This window comes from Vibrio mediterranei, from assembly GCF_013364395.1.
Taxonomy (GTDB): Bacteria; Pseudomonadota; Gammaproteobacteria; order Enterobacterales; family Vibrionaceae; genus Vibrio; species Vibrio mediterranei.
In genome coordinates this window covers 1,638,074-1,654,938 of the sequence record NZ_JABXGK010000008.1, presented here as the reverse complement: position 1 = coordinate 1,654,938, position 16,865 = coordinate 1,638,074, and the positions used below count along the sequence as shown (strand labels likewise).

The window sequence follows — 16,865 nt, the reverse complement described above, 5'->3', positions numbered from 1 at the left end:
AGTTTAAGTAAGATGCTAGAACGTTCTGAACTTGCTGAGAATGCGATTAATTGTTTGCATGACGAACAATACGATGTGCCTTTCAATCTACAGAATTTAAACCATAGCAATATGTTGTTTATGGGGGGACGCAACACTGAGTCTCTTAATGGACATTGGAACTTTGCGGTTGATCTTTTAGATACAGGCCTTCGTCAACGTTGGTATGACATGAAGCCGATGCCAGCAGAGCAAAGAATTGAACCTTGGGACTATGACCCATACGTGGGCGAAACCATTCCAGTACCTTCGTGTTGGCAAATGCAAAAGGAGAAGTGGTATTTCTTCGAAGGCAGTGCTTGGTATACCAAATCTTGGGACTATGAAGAGTCTAATAAGGATGAGCGTGTATTCTTACGTGTTGGTGCTGCACAATATGATTGTAAGGTATTCTTAAATGGCGAGTTTCTAGGTAATCACTATGGTGGTTCCACGCCATTTTTCGCTGAGTTTACGGGTAAATTAAACCAGGGCCGTAACTGGATAATGTGTTGTGTAAACAATACTCGCACCCTAGACCGAGTACCAATGCGCAATACCGATTGGTTCAACTACGGTGGTATATACCGTGATATCGAGATTGTAAGAACCCCAAAAGAGATCATTCGAGATTTACATGTCTACTTAGTACCAAATGGTCAATATAACTTGGTGCATGTTGACGTAGAAGTTGAAGGTTCACAGTCTGAAATAACCTTTGCAATTGAAGAGCTGGGTATCAATGAGAGACTGTCAATTGTAGATGGAAAAGCAACAATAGAATTAAGCGTTGAGCCTGAGCTTTGGTCTCCAGAAAGTCCGAAGCTGTATGATGTTTCAGCAACCTACGGGAGTGATGTCGTCACAGATCGTATCGGTTTTAGACAGGTCGAAGTTAAAGGTACTGAAATCTTTGTTAATGGTGTGAATACTTTCTTACGTGGTATCAGTGTCCATGAAGATGACAAAGAGATAGGCAAGGTTGTTACACCGGAAGACCTAAAGCGTCGATTCCAGCATGCGAAAGAGCTGAACTGCAATTACATGCGATTTGCGCACTATACGCACCACGAAATGGCGACCAAAATGGCTGATGAGCTTGGTTTCCTTATCTGGGCTGAAATACCAGTATATTGGGCGATAGATTTCGAAAATCCAGCAACTTACCGAGACGCTGAAAACCAACTACTAGAGATGATTAAGCGTGACCGTAACCGCGCAAGTATCATTATGTGGTCAGTGGGCAATGAGAACGCTGATACGGATGCGCGCTTAGAGTTTATGTCTGGTCTAGTTCGTACCGCGCGTGACAATGATCCTTGTCGTCTAGTTTCTGCTGCTTGTTTGGTTAACCATGCGAAGAACAAGATTGAGGACCGTTTAGCTGAGCATCTAGATATTATTGGTATCAACGAGTACTACGGTTGGTATGAAGAAGTGTTTGATGACCTTATCGAAATCGGTGAAAACTCTAATCCAGGTAAACCGGTTGTTATTTCGGAGACTGGTGCTGATGGCTTCATTGGTGAGGGTGCGCCGAAAACCGGCTTCTTCAGCGAGTCATACATGACAGATGTATACAAAAAGCAAATCGAATATCTGGAAAAACTGGATTACATTAAAGGCATTTCGCCATGGATTCTTTATGAGTTCCGTGTGGAACGTCGCCAGAACATGTTCCAGAAAGGTTGGAACCGTAAAGGTCTCATCTCGAATGACAAATTTACGAAAAAAGAGTCATTTACGCTACTTGCTGACTTCTATGGCAAGTTGAAACAAGAAAGCTTGAAATGACATATAATTGGTCAACCAATTGGTTGACCAATTTAAACCAAGTGATATTATTAACCTAAGACCAATTTATAAGACGATGCTATGAATATCGCTATTACTGCACCTAAAAGACTGTATCAAGAAATCGGACTTGCGCTTCAAGAGCGTATTCAATCAGATGAATTCAAAATAGGGGACAGACTGCCTCCTGAACGTGATATCGCTGAAGGGATGGAAGTGAGCCGATCTGTGGTGCGTGAAGCGATTATCATGCTAGAGCTGCAAGGATTAGTTGAAGTTCGCAAAGGCTCAGGCGTTTACGTCAACGCAAAGCCCTCTGCTGATGCTCAGCAATCTCAATTGGCAACGCTTAGGGCAAATTCTGATATTGGTCCTTTTGAATTACTTCAAGCTCGACAAGTACTCGAAAGCCAAATCGCCAGTTTTGCAGCGATGCATGTGACGAAAAACGATATCAGTCGCCTCAGAGAGGCATTAGATACTGAGCGTCAACAGTTGGAAACAGGTCATGGGGATTACGATGGTGATGAACTATTCCATTTAACCATTGCAGAAGCGTCTCAAAACAGTGTTCTTAGTGATATTGTTAAAGATCTTTGGATGCGCCGCGATGAGAGTTCAATGTGGAGACAGTTGCACTCACGTATCACTAACATGAATTATCGTACCGCTTGGTTAGACGATCACGAAAAAGTGTTGCTTGCCCTTCAACGTAGAGATCCTGAAGGTGCAAGAGAAGCAATGTGGCAACACTTGGAAAACGTAAAACAAACGTTATTTGAATTATCTGACGTAGATGATCCGCAATTTGACGGCTTCCTTTTCCGTTAGTTAAAAATAACAATTTAGCTCTTCAATAATAATAACGACTAGTGAGTATGAAATTATTCGCTACGCACTAGTCTTGTCCAAAGATAGGTAATTAATATGGAACAAACATGGCGTTGGTATGGCCCTAATGACCCTGTATCACTAGATGATATTAAACAGGCGGGAGCAACTGGTATTGTAAATGCTCTGCACCATATTCCAAATGGTGAAATTTGGACAAAAGAAGAAATACTAAAGCGTAAAGAAATAATTGAAGCAAAAGGCTTTGTTTGGTCGGTTGTAGAAAGTGTACCAGTACATGAAGAAATTAAGACTCGCTCTGGTAATTATCAACAGTGGATTGATAACTACAAGCAATCGCTAATCAATCTTGCTGAATGCGGTATTGATACGGTGTGTTATAACTTCATGCCGGTATTAGATTGGACGCGTACAGATTTGGAATATGAATTAGCTGATGGCTCAAAAGCACTGCGTTTCGACCAAATCGAGTTTGCAGCGTTTGAACTATTTATTCTAAAACGTCCAGGCGCGAACGCTGAATATACCGAACAGGAGCAAGCGGATGCCAAGGCGTGTTTTGACGCTATGTCTCAAGCTCAGATCGATAAGCTAACGTCTAACATCATTGCTGGACTGCCTGGTGCCGAAGAAGGGTACACACTTGAAGAGTTTCAAGCGCGCCTAGATACCTATAAAGGCATCGATAAAGAGAAACTGCGCGAACACATGGTGCTGTTCTTACAAGACCTGATTCCAGTTTGTGAGCAGTATGGACTTAAGTTGGCGGTTCACCCTGATGATCCACCGCGTCCGATTCTTGGCCTACCACGCATTGTGTCGACGATTGAAGATATTGAAGCGTTAACAACGGCGGTGCCGAGTAAAATGAACGGTATCACGATGTGCACAGGTTCGTATGGTGTTCGTGGTGACAATGACTTGGTGAAAATGATCGAATCATACGGAGAGCGAATTTACTTTACGCACTTACGCTCTACTCAGCGTGAAGATAATCCGATGAGTTTCCATGAGGCAGCTCATCTGGAGGGCGATGTCGATATGTACAATGTGATCAATGCGTTGTTGAAAGAAGAGAACCGTCGACTAAGCACCGGCGAGACTCGCATGATTCCAATGAGACCAGACCATGGTCATCAAATGATCGACGATCTGAAGAAACAAACCAACCCAGGTTATTCTTGTATCGGTCGTTTGAAAGGGCTGGCTGAGATCCGTGGTGTGGAACTCGCTTTGAAGCGCGCATTTTATATGTAATGGCTCCACCATTCGTATACTAAAAAAGAAGGAGGCGTTTGCCTCCTTTTTTGTTTTGTTGTTAATGAATTAGACCTTGAACAATAGCGGTAACACCACTGAGTGAACATAATGCAAGTGCGCCAATACGGATTTTCTCTTTTGGTAGAGAATGAGTAGTCATTAAAGCCAACTTATAGCCTAACCATGCTGCTGGGATAAGCGGTACTGTGATATACAAATGATGTAGTGTTAGGAAGCCTATCGGCGCTTGCACGACTAATGACATGATCGAACTGAATACAAAGAAAGCGGACAAATTGCCTCTTAATTGGTTTGCCTCTTGGTGCTGGAGTAACAAAGCCATCGGTGGCCCTCCAATGGCACTGCTGGTACCAAAAAAGCCGGAGAAGAAGCCAGCGACCCCCATTCTGGTAGGTGTTGGTTCTATTCTGAATGGTAGCAGGCTAACTACAACTGCGAATACTACTAATACCCCTAACCACAGAGATAGAACCTGTGTGGAAACGTACAGAAGCAGCGCAGCTCCTGCAATCGAGCCCGGTACACGGCCAATCATGGCCATTTTTAATCCGCCGATTGCAATATTAGAGCGATGTTTCGCAGCATTAAGTAAAGAGATAAATAATGCAACCAAGCAGATAGGGGCCGGTACATAGTCAGGAGATACTTGGAACAGCAGTGGTGCAGCAACGATCGCTAACCCAAATCCAATGGCAGTTTGTACAAACGAACCCAAAAAGATCAGCAACATCGCGATAAGTGCCGTGTGACTAAACCAGTCAGCGAGCATGGGACTTCCTTTATAAAGAACAACAATACAACAGCGGTGCTGCTATTGTATACAATTGTCATCGCGCAGACACGCTAAAAGTAACAAAATATTTAAAATAGATGATGTTAAGAATTATTATATGAAGTGATATAGATAATAAAAAAGGGAGCAGTAATGCTCCCTGAAATATTAAGCAACTAAAAGAAGTTAAAAATGAATGCCGCTAATATTCCCTCATTCCTTGCGAAGTATTATTATGTCCTATTCAGAGCTTTCTAACCCAGTGCAGAGCAGTAATTCTGTCGCTAAAGCACCAGTACTGAAAGTAATACCAGCTACAAGTAGTACAATGGCATATTTGCTTGCTATGATGCAGAGGCCAATGGTATTAATTATCTTCTCCATATCGCTTCTCCTTTGAAACGTGAACAGTATTTATCTGCTATTTATTTTATGTCATTGGTAGAATATTAATTGCGACGTCAAGCTATATATTGAACTTTATCTTTGAACTAATTGTATAAAAAGCGAATAGGTCATAAATTTACAACTGCTTACAATGACAAGTCTGGGAATGTAATTTGATATATTGAAATGTTTGTACGTGTTTTGAAACAAATATCTTATAATTAAATCATCAATCAACAAGGGATACGTTGTATGTTGAATATGGATTTCTCCCAAAGAGTTGTTATCGATACATTGACTATGGAATGGATCGCCTCTCCCGCAAATGGTGTGAATCGGAAGCCTTTAGAACGAGAAGCCGCTGAGTCAGGTCATGTTACTAGCATCGTTGAATACCTCCCAGGAACTCGGTTTAGTCAACACTCGCATCCTCTGGGTGAAGAGATATTGGTATTAGAAGGTGTGTTTTCTGATGAAACGGGAGATTACCCAGCAGGCACATACCTTCGAAACCCTCCGGGTAGTTCACACGCGCCATTTAGTAAGCAAGGGTGTGTCATCTTGGTGAAACTCAATCAGTTTGATGAGAATGATCTCAAGTCTGTTAGAGTTGATACGACCCAAGCAGAATGGCTACCGGGGATAGGTCAAATGGAAATTCTGCCTTTGCACTCCTTCAATCAGGAGAATGTTGTGCTACTGCGTTGGAATGGTCCGGATAACTACCATCCACATGGTCATTTTGGTGGTGAAGAATTGTTCGTTATAGAAGGGACCTTGATAGACGAGCACGGAGAATACCCCAAAGGAACATGGACGCGAAGCCCTTACGAAAGCCAACATACACCTTATGTAAAACAACCGACAACTATTTGGTTTAAGACCGGTCATTTACCAATCAAAAAATAAGGCGACAATAGATTGTCGCCTTACGCTTTTCAACAGCAAGTCTTATTAAGGCTGTTGACGTGTTGGTGCTAATACGATTTCACGAATACAGACGTTTTGAGGTTGTGAGTAAGCAAACTCAACCGCACGAGCCACATCATCTGCAGCTAACACGCCACCCATCACTTCTTTCCACTCATCGTAACCGTCTTTAATTTCTTGAGAAGTAGTATGTGAAAGAAGCTCAGTTTCTACAGCGCCGGGTGCAATAGTAACAACACGTACGTCTGATTCTGCTACTTCTTCACGTACGTTTTCTGATATTGCGTGAACGGCAAATTTAGTACCACAATAAGCAGCGTGATTGCCGAACGTCTTGCGACCTGCAATGGAACTGATGTTGATAATAGTGCCAGAGTTACGAGCTTTCATTGGTGCTAGCACCGCTTGCATGCCGTTTAGTAGACCTAGTACATTAACATCAAACATGGTTTTCCATTCTGCAGAGTCTTGCGTATCGATCTGGCCAAGTAGCATCATGCCGGCATTGTTGATAAGAGCATCGGCAGGACCAAACTGCGCTTCAGCTTTAGCGATTGCAGCTTCAAACGTAGCTTTGTCAGTGATGTCGACTTTTTCACACAGTGTGTTAGGAAGTTGCAGTGCTTCAAGTTTTTCTACACGACGAGCCAAAAGCAATAGTGGGTGACCAGCGTCACTTAAACGACGAGCAATCGCTTCACCAATACCAGAACTCGCACCTGTAATTACAATCAGCTTTTTCATTTGTTCACCCTCTAAGTGTTATTTGTGATTAGACTTCTTTTTCGAAGATGTGTGTATTGTAGTAGATGAATTATTGTTGATATATGGGGATTTAATTGAAACTGTGTTGTCATATAGCAACAATGAAAACTAACCTTCTGTTCCTATACTAAAAAAGATATGCACCTAAACACCTCGTTGGATCGTGTGTCAGAAAGGGTTAAAATTCCTGTCAGTTGTTAGGGGACGAACTGATGTATAAGTGGTTATTAGTTGTATTGGTTATAGTGGGGCTGCCATTTCGATCTTTTGGTCTGGAGATCTCTCCAGATGTCAAAATTGATAGAGTAGAGGTAAAGAAATCAGCAAGGCGAATGTACTTGATGGATGGCGATACTGTTATCCGTGAATATAGGATCGCGCTTGGTAAGAATCCGAGAGGACATAAAATCCAAGAGGGTGATAATCGAACGCCGGAAGGAAAGTACTATCTCGATTTTGTTATGGACGATTCCGCTTTTTATCGCTCTATGCACATTAGTTATCCTAACCTAAGAGACAAAAATCGTGCAAAGAGTTTGGGTGTCGCGCCTGGCGGCAACATTAAAATTCATGGGTTGAAGAACAACAATACCAAGCCACCTCAATTCGTACAAAGTTTTGATTGGACTAATGGTTGTATTGCCATTACTAACGATGAGATGGATGAGCTTGTTTCTTTAGTGAAAATAGGCACGCCTATTTATATTCGATGGTAATGAAGTTAGTCGGAATAGCGACAGCAAGCTTATGGTTGCGGGGGTGGAGCATAAACATAATGGATCTTACCGTCGCTAAATTCTTGGTTACATGTAGTTGCAGGTTTGGGCCAGTCGAATCAACGTTTCTGATTTGAATTTGGATTTACTGCCGGCAAGTTGAGCCAAGTAGTAGTCTCGCAATGGACGTTTTGCATCTTGTTTTGCTTTAGGCTTAGTGTGTTTCATCATGTTCCTCCAGCCTGAGTTTGCTTCAGAATCTGAACTCATTGTCGGTTAAAATGCGGCAGTTAAAAACAGAGTTATTTTTGTCTCAAATGTTCCTTATAAGTAAAGCTTTGGCGATTAATCTATGAATGCGGGTTTAAATTGCTAAAATAAGGAACATTACTAAGACGAACTGGTACCTGTTTTTGGAAAGTATTAACCTTTACCGTTACTTTAAGCGCCTAGAGGCTTTTGAAGTCGGTCATCAGCATGCAGTGACACTTTCTGACGTCGCAGAGCGTTTCTTTTCTAGCCCAAGGCACACGCGTTCGATCCTAAAACACCTAAGCCAAGCGGAATGGATTACTTGGGTGCCCAGAGCGGGCCGAAACCAGCGCTCTACACTCATTCGATTATTGTCTGAAGGGGAGGTTAAACGTCGTATTGCTTCTCAATGGGTTAAAGAGGGTAAGTATGATCGGGCTCTGGAATTTTTAGATAATGATCAAGTGGCGTTTGGTCAACTGCTACAACAAACCTCAGGTGCAAAAATCACTGAAGGACGTGTCAATGTCCAACTGACCTATAACCGACCATTAACTCGATTGGTTCCTCATATTCCACATCGAAATAGCGAACGATTCTTGAATCGCCAGCTCTATAGTTGTCTGGTTTCAATGGATAAAGCTGGCGAGCTCAAACCAGATGTGGCGCATCATTGGGAAGTGGACCCGTCGTTTCAAGTTTGGACGTTCTACATTCGACCTTCCGTGTTTTTTGACAACGGTGACCGGGTTGATGCTAAGACGATTAAAAGCTTATTGTTGCAACTTCAGCAACATCGCTACTATGCGAATGAGCTCGACCATTTGGAATCCATAGACGTTAAGCCCCCCTATGTGATGACCATCAATCTTAGCCGCCCTGACAGAGGGTTTGCCGCGCTGCTCACCGATCTTAAGTATTCGATACAGCCACCAGAGCAATTGGCACAAAATGATCGAAACATAGTCGGTAGTGGTGTCTTTTCACTTAATAACCATTCAGAACAAGTACTCTCCCTCGTTGCTAATGAACAGTATTTTGGGCTAAGAGCCTTAACCGATAATGTTACAATTTGGTCTTTGGATGGCAGTATAGAGAAAGTGACTGAGCGTGATGCAGCATGTGCGCACCGTGTTTCACCCACCATTAAGCGTATCGAGCCCTCATCTAGGTCGACTATATCCCATCCCGCCATCGACTTTGATCAGAATGAATTGCTCAGTGCCACATCACGAGCAAGAATTGAAGATGGTTGCCTGTTTCTCCTCTTTAATCAGTATGGTAGAGCACTTACTTACCCTCAACGACGTTGGTTTAGTGAAACCTTATGCGGTGAAAATGTTTGGCACCAGTTAACGCTGGATCAGCGTACCTTCGGTGCGGAAATAGCGAGTAATTTCTTTCCTTTCTGGCACAACGTTAAGCGAATTCATACCGCTCAGCCCGTTGACCTACCTGAAACTATTCAGATAGCTTTCTATGCTCATCCCGGTGTTTTACGAAGCGCTGATGCCGCGAAGAAGATTCTTGAGCGACAAGGGGTGAAAGTAGAACTCAACTTGTACAAGTTTCATGAGTTTATTGAAAAAGCTATGGCAGAAGGGTTTGAAGAAGAGCTTATTATGAGCAGCTTAAACTTAGATGATAATAGGCAGGTATCGGCTTTATTGTTTTTCCTTAGTGACCCCGTACTTCATTCTGCAATTGGTAAACAAGCCAGTGATTGCCTTATTTCGGAGATTGACAAGATTAGGGCGAGCTCAAAGCCAAGTGATTATTTAAAACAGTTAGAACAGCTAGGTTCGCTTTTGATACATGAAGGGTTAGCCAGCCCAATGTTTCATCATCGTCAAACATTGAGCTTTCATGGCATCTTGAAAGGTGTGGAAATCACGACTTGGGGCTGGCCTCAATTACGTGATGTTTGGTCTGTAGATTGAACCTCGTGCGTTGCTAAGCGTTCGGTTAGCACCTTTTGATTGGCTGTGGTCGTTTCTAACGATTCTGCCGTTTGATGGATCGCACTGGCCATTTTGGACACGTTTCGTGTGGCGTGAATAATGGTGCCTTGCATTGGACGAAGAATTAACCAGTACGCTGCAATTAGAGCCAGAACAATGGCGAAGACAAGTAGAGCAAGCAATAACAACACATTAAATCGAACGTCGTAGGCAAATTTTTTGGTGCTGGTGGCGATGGAGTTTTGTGATTGTTCTAAAGCGCCCGGTAAGGCAATAAGTGATTGTTTGGACATCTCAGTGAGTTCGTTGATGTTATCCATGGTATCAACGAGCACTTGTCGTTGTTCCTCATTCAAGCTTTCATTTTTTGACAGTAAAGTTAACGATGTCGCCAAATTATCGATGGCAACTGCAGAGCGTTCAATGGACTGTTCGATTCCCTTAAGATCTAGCATCATTTTAATATTGACTAATGGCTCCTCTAGCTCGCTCGGCTCTGTAGTTTCTGAGGTCGCGGCAAAGACGCTTTGCAATGGTAATAGAAGGGTCAGGGCGATAGTTAATAACGTTTTCATGGGTATCCCAAGCAGAATAAGTGACTATTTTAATGCTACTAACTTAGTTCAACTTTAAGGTAGATACCAATTAACGTTTTGTATCCTATCTGTATTTTCTATTTACGTTGCAACTTAAACCAAGACACTAAACCTATTCCGCCCAATATAAGAAAGGTTGATAGGAGCGACATGGCAGACACGGTTTCACCGATAAATAGCCAACCAAGAACCATAGCAATAACAGGGACTGTTAGCTGCAGTAATGACGCATCAAGCACATCGATCTTCGGAAGCAGTGAGTACCATAAAAAGTAACCTACAGCAGAGGCGAGCGAACCCGATAACACGGCGTAAAGAGCACCGGATGCATTGAATAGAATCGACTCTGAGCTAACAAATAGGCTCAAAATAAAATAGAGAATCATGAATCCACTGGCCACGAGAAAACCTTGTTTAGTGGCTAAGATAGGAGATGGGACGCTTTTCCCTAATATTGTGAAGATACTCCAGCAAACCCCAGATAAGACCATCAGCACAGTGCCGACAACAGAAGGTTGAGATGCGGACGGTAATAGTAATGAAGCAAAACCGGTTAACGCGATGGCAATACCCACCATCTCTAACTTGGATATTTCATGGCCACTGATTCGGTGATAAGCGATCAGTGCCAATTGTACGGTGCCAAACAAGATTAAGGCGCCAGTCCCAGTATCAAGCGTGATGTAAGCAAAAGAAAATAGCAATGCATAGCCAAAAAGTGACAAGCCTAGGGAGAGTGATTGACATTGACTGAGCTTAAGTGAGCTTTGGTTTTGTCGTTGGTCGTCCAATAGATAGCTAAGGGCAACCAAGGTGACGGCTCCACTGACTAAGCGAATTAAAGTAAACCCTACTGGATCGATGACCTCGGTTCCCAAAGCGAATCGACAGAATAGAGAGTTAAGCGCAAATGCCGTCATGGCGGTGAGCGCCAAAGAGAAGTTTTTGTTCATCGGGCTTCAATCAGTTACAACCGAGTCATTATCCTAACGGTCAGAGTCCTTTCACGGAATAACCAATAACTTATATATTATGTTCTTCACTTCCATCTAATCAGAGTTACTCTGCATAATTGTATAGCTATCACTTTTTATCATGATTAACTAAACTAAATATCACTTTTATAGAGCTTTAAAGCGGAATACATTAAAAGGGCATTTAATAGAAGTAGAGAGCATTATGAAAGTCGAAATAGTAAATGCGATGCCAAAGTACGATGAGGCGTTGTGTACCGTGATTCAGTCCGTGGGAGCTGAGTTTGGCGCAGTGGGCGAAGGGTTTGGTCCTTCGGATCCAGAAGTGTTAGCAATGAGCGAAAACTACAGTGAAGTAAATCGCAGTTTGTATCTTGTTGCGTTAGTGGATGGCAAGGTAGTTGGAGGTTGCGGATTAGCACCATTTGGTGATCATCAAGACGTATGCGAGCTAAAGAAACTTTTCTTGCTACCTGAAACTCGCGGGCTTGGATTAGGTAAGGAGTTAGTGCAGCAATGTTTAGCGTTCGCGACTGAACAAGGCTACGCATCTTGCTACTTGGACACACTCACTTCCATGTCGGCAGCAGTGAGATTGTACGAGAACTTTGGTTTCACACATTTAAACGCACCCTATGAAGGTACGCTGCATAACGGTTGCGATGTTTGGATGCTTAAGTCTCTACCGTAAAAAAGGAAATCGCGTTACGGATGATAGGACACAACTACAAGTTATTGCGACCACTGCAAGCTCTACTTGAAACACGTAGCCTCACTGAAGCTGCAGAACGGTTGCGAGTAACTCAGTCGGCGATGAGTAGAAATCTCACTCAACTAAGAGCGGAGTTTTCTGACCCTCTGTTAATTCGAGAGGGAAAAACATTCGTGCTCACGGCGCGTGGGGAGTCGCTTAAACGAGCGCTACCTCATGTTCTTAGCGCCATTGAAGGCTTATATTCAGACAGTTCGATTGAGTCCAGTGAAATAAAGCGCACCTATCGAATAGCGTATTCAAGTTTTAGTTCATTATCGCTGGTAAAAGACTTGAGTTTGGCGTTGATGAGTCAAGCGCCGAATGCCTCCTTCAGAATGGAATTGTGGCAACATCGGGATATTGATGAGTTGTCCACGGAGGATGTCGATATACTGATCACCCCAGCACACCGGATCCCGAACAACATCTATGGGAAGCGCATTGCTGACAACGACTATGTTGTTGTTAAGTTTAAAGAGCACCACAAGTCTCAACAGACGCTTTGTCTTGAGCGATATCTTGAGTCTCGGCATGTCTTACTGCATTTGGTGGCGAATATTGATCTTGAGGTGAACGAGTTTTTTGCCAACTTATCGGTAAAAAGAAATGTAGCGTTAACGTTGTCGAGCGCTCGCGAAGCTCTGGACGTTGTACGAGAAAGTGATTTATTGGTAACGCTGCCTAAGTATCTTGTAGAAAGATTGCCAGACAAATCCGACTTTGACATTCACCCGCTGCCATTTTCATTGCCGTCACACAGTTACTATTTACTGTGGCATGCTAAATGGCAAAATGATGTGGCTCACCGTTGGTTACGCGACACAGTGTTTTCGCTGTTGTAGACGCTGCCTGTCTTCTGTGATTTGGTTATCCTTTTGCTTGCTCACATAGTAGATGCAACCATTGTTGGTGATGAGCCGCCACTTGTTTGGTCACGAATCTACCGGTTAGCCAACGGAGTCCACCTCGCTGAGTTGATTCAGTGACAATGCGGCAACCGTTGTCGCAAGGACTTAATAGCCAAGCGTGGTACATAACAACGTCTCCACATTTCCCTTTCCAGGCAATACGCTCGTGAGGGATATATTCCACTACCGTACATTCAAAGCTCATGGTCTTGGTGATCCAGTTAAACATCGTTCCTTTGTGAAGCTCACGCGTGTCACCTTTTGTTATCTGAACCGCAGTTTTTCTATGGTGCCAATTAGGCCAACAAGGCGCTTGAACGATACAAGCCCATATCCGTTCACATTCTGAAGGTACGACAATCTCTTCCTTAACGTGTACGGATGAGTTTTTAGGATGGTAATAGTCAGGCCAATGAATCTCTGTTAACTCGCTCATGCCTATCTGTTTTCCCGTGTTAATGAGCCTTTGTTAACTATAGTCACGATATACAGGCCGTCATAGAAATTGGCTAACGTTGAACGGAGTCTTCATAAAGATTCTGTTATCAGAACGTAATGAAAAACTGCTTTTGTATGATTATATGCTCAATTTTCGAGTGGTAGATCTCATTATCTAGCATTGATCACAAAATCTCACCGGAGATTGATTGCTTAACCCAAACAGAGCATATATGATTAACTCAAATAGTCATACAATAGTATTTTAGGAGTCACACATGACAAAACCAGTCATTGGTTTCATCGGCCTAGGCCTTATGGGCGGTAACATGGTTGAGAACCTTCAAAACCGTGGTTACGAGCTAAACGTAATGGACCTAAACAAAGACGCTGTTGCTGCTTGTGTAGCTCGTGGCGCTAAAGAAGCAACAACGGCAAAAGAGCTGGCTGAAAACAGCGACATTGTAATGCTGTGTCTAACCACTTCTGCAGTAGTAGAGAAAGTCGTTTATGGTGACGAAGGCATCCTAGCTGGTATTAAAGAAGGTTCAACACTTATCGACTTTGGTACCTCTATCCCTGCTTCCACTCGCAAGATTGGCGAAGAGCTTGCAGCTCGCGGCGCTGGTATGATCGATGCGCCACTGGGTCGTACTCCTGCTCACGCGAAAGATGGTTTACTAAACATCATGGCTGCCGGTGATATTGACACGTTTAATAAGGTAAAGCCTGTTCTTGATGAACAAGGCGAAAATGTATTCCACCTTGGTGCGTTAGGCTCAGGTCACGTGACTAAGCTAGTGAATAACTTTATGGGTATGACCACTGTAGCAACGATGTCGCAGGCATTCGCTGTTGCGAAACTAGCCGGTGTTGATGGCCAACAGCTATTCGACATTATGTCAGCAGGCCCATCTAATTCTCCATTTATGCAGTTCTGTAAGTTCTACGCCGTAGACGGCGAAGAGAAATTAGGTTTTTCCATTGCTAATGCAAACAAAGATCTAGGCTACTTCCTAGAAATGGTATCTGACCTAGGTACTGAGTCTTTGATTGCTGAAGGGACTTCTAAGAGCCTACAAGCAGCGGTTGACGCAGGTCTAGCTCAAAACGACGTGCCAGTAATCTTCGACTACTTTACTCAACTTAAGAAGTAACGGTTTGCTACTAAGTTAATTGAGCCCCGCTATCAAGCGGGGCTTTGTCATTTTTACTTGGGAAATAATACAGACTCCACCTCTAGCAATTGTTTCAGTTTGGTCAATTTAACGACATATAATGTTCGTCTATTTTGCATCTCGATGTCATTTTGGCAGGCAACACTGAATGAACATAATCAGCTACAAGAAAAGTCATGTATGCCAGTGTTGTTATCTCGCAGTGTAAAAGCGCTGCCATTTACCCGCAAAGCTAAGCTTCAACCATTCACCAATACCGAACTCATCTACAATCCCTCTTTCAAAGATACGCTAGCGACACTGCGTTCATATTTAAATGTGGATAAGCTAATCTACTCTCAGGTTCCTAGCATTCCGGTTGAAACGATTAGACGTGACAGTATTGAGTCAGATACAGGCGATTGTGTATTTCGCTTAGGACACTCTGCGGTGTTAATGAAAATAGACGGTAAAGTGTTGCTCACTGATCCTGTATTCAGCGACAGAGCATCGCCTTTGTCTTGGGTTGGTCCTAAGCGTTTTCACCCCTTACCTATCTCTTTAGAAGATCTTCCTCGCATTGATATCTGTTTAATCAGTCATGATCATTATGATCACCTTGATAAACAAACCATTAAACAACTTCATGAACGAGTTGATCAATTTCTTGTACCGAAGCGTGTCGGACACTATTTACTTGGCTGGGGGGTGGCGCGAAATAAAATCCAAGAATTGGATTGGTGGCAGTCGGAGAGAATTGGGACATTGACGTTTGTTTTCACTCCAACTCAACATTTCTCTGGTCGTTCCTACAAAGAGCGTGATTTGTCGTTGTGGGGAAGCTGGGTGATACAGGGTAGTGAATCAAATATTTACTTTAGTGGTGACTCTGGTTATTTCAGTGGTTTTCGCGATATTGGTGAACGTTATGGTCCCTTTGATTTAACGTTGATGGAAACGGGGGCTTATGATGATAGGTGGGCCGGTATTCACATGTTTCCAGAGCAAAGTGTTCAAGCGCATATCGATGTAAAAGGGAGTGTCATGTTGCCCATTCATAACAGCACGTTCGACCTCTCTTTCCATGCTTGGAATGAGCCGTTAAAACGCCTAGTTCGAGAAGCTAGTGAACACAATGTAAATGTCGTATGTCCGAAAATTGGAGAAAAGGTACTCATACGAGAGTTGAGTGCAACTGAGAATCAACAGGTTTGGTGGGATTAACCAATGGTATCTAGGTTGACACCATTGGTTTGCGTAATCACCGACGTTGTTTAAGAACTCGTTTGGCTACGAATGAGGTCGGTGACCTGTTCCAATGACTCGAATAAATAGTCAGCTATTTCAGCGATGTCTTTTTGGGGTGGTGTGATGTCTGGAATCATCGCTGCCTGGCATCCAGCATCTTTTCCTGCGCGCATGCCATTATTCGAATCTTCCAGTACCAAGCATTCACTTGGAATCAGGTTAAGGCGTTGGCATGCCATGATGTAGCAATCTGGCCTAGGTTTACCATTTTGTACATCTTCTGCGGTAATTATGGTATCGAATTGCTCAAGGTAGTCTGAGTTTTGAAAGTTATGTTTTACTTCAGGCAAATGAGAGGAGGTGACGAGTGCAGTGATAAGATTGAGTTCCTTAGCCGTTTTGAAAAGCTGGTGGAACCCATGTTTGTAGCCTATTCCTTGTTCTCTTGTTTCATGAAAATGTTGGTCGCGAATGACCTTGTATGCGGCTAAGTCAAATCCTTCACCAAAGTGCTCACACAACATTCGTTCACAGTCAGGGTCTTGCACGCCAATAAAACCTTGATAGTAGTCGTCGGTTAATTCATACCCCATCTGGGTAGCCGCGTATTGCCAACTCTTTTTGTAGACCGTTTCCGTATCGAATATCAATCCGTCCATATCAAATAAAAGTGCGGAGATCATTTAGGTAATCCTCTTAGGTTTCACGTTTTGTTTTTATAGCGCTACTTTGTCAGAGATTAAATGAAAGTCAAAAAACATATCTGTAATAAAATTACATTATGGCGGTTTTCGACTATTTATTGAGCTATATTGGTCGGCTTTAAGTAGGGTTAGATGAGCATTCTGAGTGGTAATTTAACCAAAGTGTGACTTGAGTCTCTAATTATTTTATGTGTCACGGGCTAATAAATGTGATGTAGATCAACAATAAATGAGATTTATTATCAATAAAGTTGCTGTGTAATTTATCAACGCTGCAATTACGTGATCTGTATCACTTATTATTGTTGTTTGTGGTTTTTGTGTGGTGATTCGGATCACAAAAATGCCGTCATGCTGA

General features: G+C 42.9%; 18 protein-coding genes. 10 read left to right on the top strand and 8 right to left on the bottom strand.

Annotated elements, in window-relative coordinates; genetic code table 11:
• Nucleotides 1-12: 12 nt before the first annotated feature.
• From HOP38_RS24535 to uxuA, 3 genes are all read left to right on the top strand, one after another.
• Nucleotides 13-1,812, top strand: a complete 1,800-nt coding sequence (locus tag HOP38_RS24535; RefSeq protein WP_198559221.1) for a glycoside hydrolase family 2 protein — start codon at nt 13-15, stop codon at nt 1,810-1,812.
• An 81-nt stretch (nt 1,813-1,893) separates the two neighbouring features.
• On the top strand, nt 1,894-2,643 hold the full coding sequence (locus HOP38_RS24530) for an FCD domain-containing protein (RefSeq protein ID WP_198559220.1): 750 nt from the start codon (nt 1,894-1,896) through the stop codon (nt 2,641-2,643).
• Between the two features lie 96 nt (nt 2,644-2,739).
• Entirely contained in the window at nt 2,740-3,921 is a 1,182-nt protein-coding gene (uxuA, locus tag HOP38_RS24525; RefSeq protein ID WP_198559219.1) for a mannonate dehydratase, read from the top strand.
• A gap of 61 nt (nt 3,922-3,982) precedes the next feature.
• Here the strand turns inward: uxuA and HOP38_RS24520 are convergent, their stop codons facing one another.
• Nucleotides 3,983-4,714: a sulfite exporter TauE/SafE family protein gene (locus HOP38_RS24520; RefSeq protein WP_006070327.1), complete on the bottom strand. Its 732-nt coding sequence runs from the start codon at nt 4,712-4,714 to the stop codon at nt 3,983-3,985.
• Nucleotides 4,715-4,957: 243 nt separating this feature from the next.
• Complete coding sequence (locus HOP38_RS24515) at nt 4,958-5,101, bottom strand: hypothetical protein (RefSeq protein ID WP_006070328.1); 144 nt, start codon at nt 5,099-5,101, stop codon at nt 4,958-4,960.
• A 255-nt stretch (nt 5,102-5,356) separates the two neighbouring features.
• Here HOP38_RS24515 and HOP38_RS24510 point away from each other — a divergent pair, with 255 nt between their 5' ends.
• Nucleotides 5,357-6,013 (top strand): cupin domain-containing protein, encoded by a 657-nt coding sequence (locus HOP38_RS24510; RefSeq protein ID WP_198559218.1) that lies wholly within the window; start codon nt 5,357-5,359, stop codon nt 6,011-6,013.
• Between the two features lie 45 nt (nt 6,014-6,058).
• Here HOP38_RS24510 and HOP38_RS24505 read toward each other — a convergent pair whose 3' ends face one another.
• Complete coding sequence (locus HOP38_RS24505; RefSeq protein ID WP_062456181.1) at nt 6,059-6,778, bottom strand: SDR family oxidoreductase; 720 nt, start codon at nt 6,776-6,778, stop codon at nt 6,059-6,061.
• Nucleotides 6,779-7,011: 233 nt separating this feature from the next.
• Here HOP38_RS24505 and HOP38_RS24500 point away from each other — a divergent pair, with 233 nt between their 5' ends.
• Nucleotides 7,012-7,515: a L,D-transpeptidase family protein gene (locus HOP38_RS24500; RefSeq protein ID WP_006070331.1), complete on the top strand. Its 504-nt coding sequence runs from the start codon at nt 7,012-7,014 to the stop codon at nt 7,513-7,515.
• 87 nt (nt 7,516-7,602) lie between these two features.
• Here HOP38_RS24500 and HOP38_RS24495 read toward each other — a convergent pair whose 3' ends face one another.
• On the bottom strand, nt 7,603-7,746 hold the full coding sequence (locus HOP38_RS24495) for a hypothetical protein (RefSeq protein WP_006070332.1): 144 nt from the start codon (nt 7,744-7,746) through the stop codon (nt 7,603-7,605).
• 182 nt (nt 7,747-7,928) lie between these two features.
• Here HOP38_RS24495 and HOP38_RS24490 point away from each other — a divergent pair, with 182 nt between their 5' ends.
• Nucleotides 7,929-9,707, top strand: a complete 1,779-nt coding sequence (locus HOP38_RS24490; protein WP_124941486.1) for an SgrR family transcriptional regulator — start codon at nt 7,929-7,931, stop codon at nt 9,705-9,707.
• Here HOP38_RS24490 and HOP38_RS24485 read toward each other — a convergent pair.
• Nucleotides 9,677-10,303, bottom strand: a complete 627-nt coding sequence (locus tag HOP38_RS24485) for a hypothetical protein (RefSeq protein WP_198559217.1) — start codon at nt 10,301-10,303, stop codon at nt 9,677-9,679. The two genes, HOP38_RS24490 and HOP38_RS24485, sit on opposite strands and share 31 nt — an antisense overlap.
• A 98-nt stretch (nt 10,304-10,401) precedes the next feature.
• Complete coding sequence (locus HOP38_RS24480; protein ID WP_124941485.1) at nt 10,402-11,277, bottom strand: DMT family transporter; 876 nt, start codon at nt 11,275-11,277, stop codon at nt 10,402-10,404.
• 226 nt (nt 11,278-11,503) lie between these two features.
• Here HOP38_RS24480 and HOP38_RS24475 point away from each other — a divergent pair, with 226 nt between their 5' ends.
• Both HOP38_RS24475 and HOP38_RS24470 read left to right on the top strand, forming a co-directional pair.
• Nucleotides 11,504-11,989 carry a GNAT family N-acetyltransferase gene (locus tag HOP38_RS24475; protein WP_198559216.1) on the top strand — a complete coding sequence of 162 codons (486 nt, stop codon included), beginning with the start codon at nt 11,504-11,506 and terminating at the stop codon, nt 11,987-11,989.
• A gap of 20 nt (nt 11,990-12,009) precedes the next feature.
• Nucleotides 12,010-12,894, top strand: coding sequence for a LysR family transcriptional regulator (locus HOP38_RS24470; RefSeq protein WP_198559215.1), 885 nt, complete (start codon nt 12,010-12,012; stop codon nt 12,892-12,894).
• A 25-nt stretch (nt 12,895-12,919) separates the two neighbouring features.
• Here the strand turns inward: HOP38_RS24470 and HOP38_RS24465 are convergent, their stop codons facing one another.
• Nucleotides 12,920-13,396, bottom strand: a complete 477-nt coding sequence (locus HOP38_RS24465) for an SRPBCC domain-containing protein (protein ID WP_006070338.1) — start codon at nt 13,394-13,396, stop codon at nt 12,920-12,922.
• Between the two features lie 280 nt (nt 13,397-13,676).
• Between HOP38_RS24465 and HOP38_RS24460 the strand changes: the two genes are divergently transcribed.
• Together HOP38_RS24460 and HOP38_RS24455 are read left to right on the top strand one after the other, a co-directional pair.
• Complete coding sequence (locus HOP38_RS24460; RefSeq protein ID WP_006070339.1) at nt 13,677-14,555, top strand: NAD(P)-dependent oxidoreductase; 879 nt, start codon at nt 13,677-13,679, stop codon at nt 14,553-14,555.
• Between the two features lie 201 nt (nt 14,556-14,756).
• A complete protein-coding gene (locus HOP38_RS24455; protein WP_198559384.1) occupies nt 14,757-15,779 on the top strand; it encodes an MBL fold metallo-hydrolase in 1,023 nt (340 codons plus the stop codon).
• 50 nt (nt 15,780-15,829) lie between these two features.
• Here HOP38_RS24455 and HOP38_RS24450 read toward each other — a convergent pair whose 3' ends face one another.
• Nucleotides 15,830-16,486, bottom strand: a complete 657-nt coding sequence (locus tag HOP38_RS24450) for an HAD family hydrolase (RefSeq protein ID WP_198559214.1) — start codon at nt 16,484-16,486, stop codon at nt 15,830-15,832.
• Nucleotides 16,487-16,865: the final 379 nt, after the last annotated feature.

Bases quoted from the DNA above. Each gene is read 5' to 3' on its own strand.
- HOP38_RS24470 (WP_198559215.1), top strand. From the start codon at position 12,010: ATGATAGGACACAACTACAAGTTATTGCGACCACTGCAAGCTCTACTT.
- HOP38_RS24500 (WP_006070331.1), top strand. From the start codon at position 7,012: ATGTATAAGTGGTTATTAGTTGTATTGGTTATAGTGGGGCTGCCATTT.
- HOP38_RS24450 (WP_198559214.1), bottom strand. From the start codon at position 16,486: ATGATCTCCGCACTTTTATTTGATATGGACGGATTGATATTCGATACG.
- HOP38_RS24510 (WP_198559218.1), top strand. From the start codon at position 5,357: ATGTTGAATATGGATTTCTCCCAAAGAGTTGTTATCGATACATTGACT.
- uxuA (WP_198559219.1), top strand. From the start codon at position 2,740: ATGGAACAAACATGGCGTTGGTATGGCCCTAATGACCCTGTATCACTA.
- HOP38_RS24515 (WP_006070328.1), bottom strand. From the start codon at position 5,101: ATGGAGAAGATAATTAATACCATTGGCCTCTGCATCATAGCAAGCAAA.
- HOP38_RS24485 (WP_198559217.1), bottom strand. From the start codon at position 10,303: ATGAAAACGTTATTAACTATCGCCCTGACCCTTCTATTACCATTGCAA.
- HOP38_RS24465 (WP_006070338.1), bottom strand. From the start codon at position 13,396: ATGAGCGAGTTAACAGAGATTCATTGGCCTGACTATTACCATCCTAAA.
- HOP38_RS24455 (WP_198559384.1), top strand. From the start codon at position 14,757: ATGCCAGTGTTGTTATCTCGCAGTGTAAAAGCGCTGCCATTTACCCGC.
- HOP38_RS24475 (WP_198559216.1), top strand. From the start codon at position 11,504: ATGAAAGTCGAAATAGTAAATGCGATGCCAAAGTACGATGAGGCGTTG.
- HOP38_RS24520 (WP_006070327.1), bottom strand. From the start codon at position 4,714: ATGCTCGCTGACTGGTTTAGTCACACGGCACTTATCGCGATGTTGCTG.
- HOP38_RS24535 (WP_198559221.1), top strand. From the start codon at position 13: ATGCTAGAACGTTCTGAACTTGCTGAGAATGCGATTAATTGTTTGCAT.
- HOP38_RS24505 (WP_062456181.1), bottom strand. From the start codon at position 6,778: ATGAAAAAGCTGATTGTAATTACAGGTGCGAGTTCTGGTATTGGTGAA.
- HOP38_RS24495 (WP_006070332.1), bottom strand. From the start codon at position 7,746: ATGATGAAACACACTAAGCCTAAAGCAAAACAAGATGCAAAACGTCCA.
- HOP38_RS24530 (WP_198559220.1), top strand. From the start codon at position 1,894: ATGAATATCGCTATTACTGCACCTAAAAGACTGTATCAAGAAATCGGA.
- HOP38_RS24460 (WP_006070339.1), top strand. From the start codon at position 13,677: ATGACAAAACCAGTCATTGGTTTCATCGGCCTAGGCCTTATGGGCGGT.
- HOP38_RS24480 (WP_124941485.1), bottom strand. From the start codon at position 11,277: ATGAACAAAAACTTCTCTTTGGCGCTCACCGCCATGACGGCATTTGCG.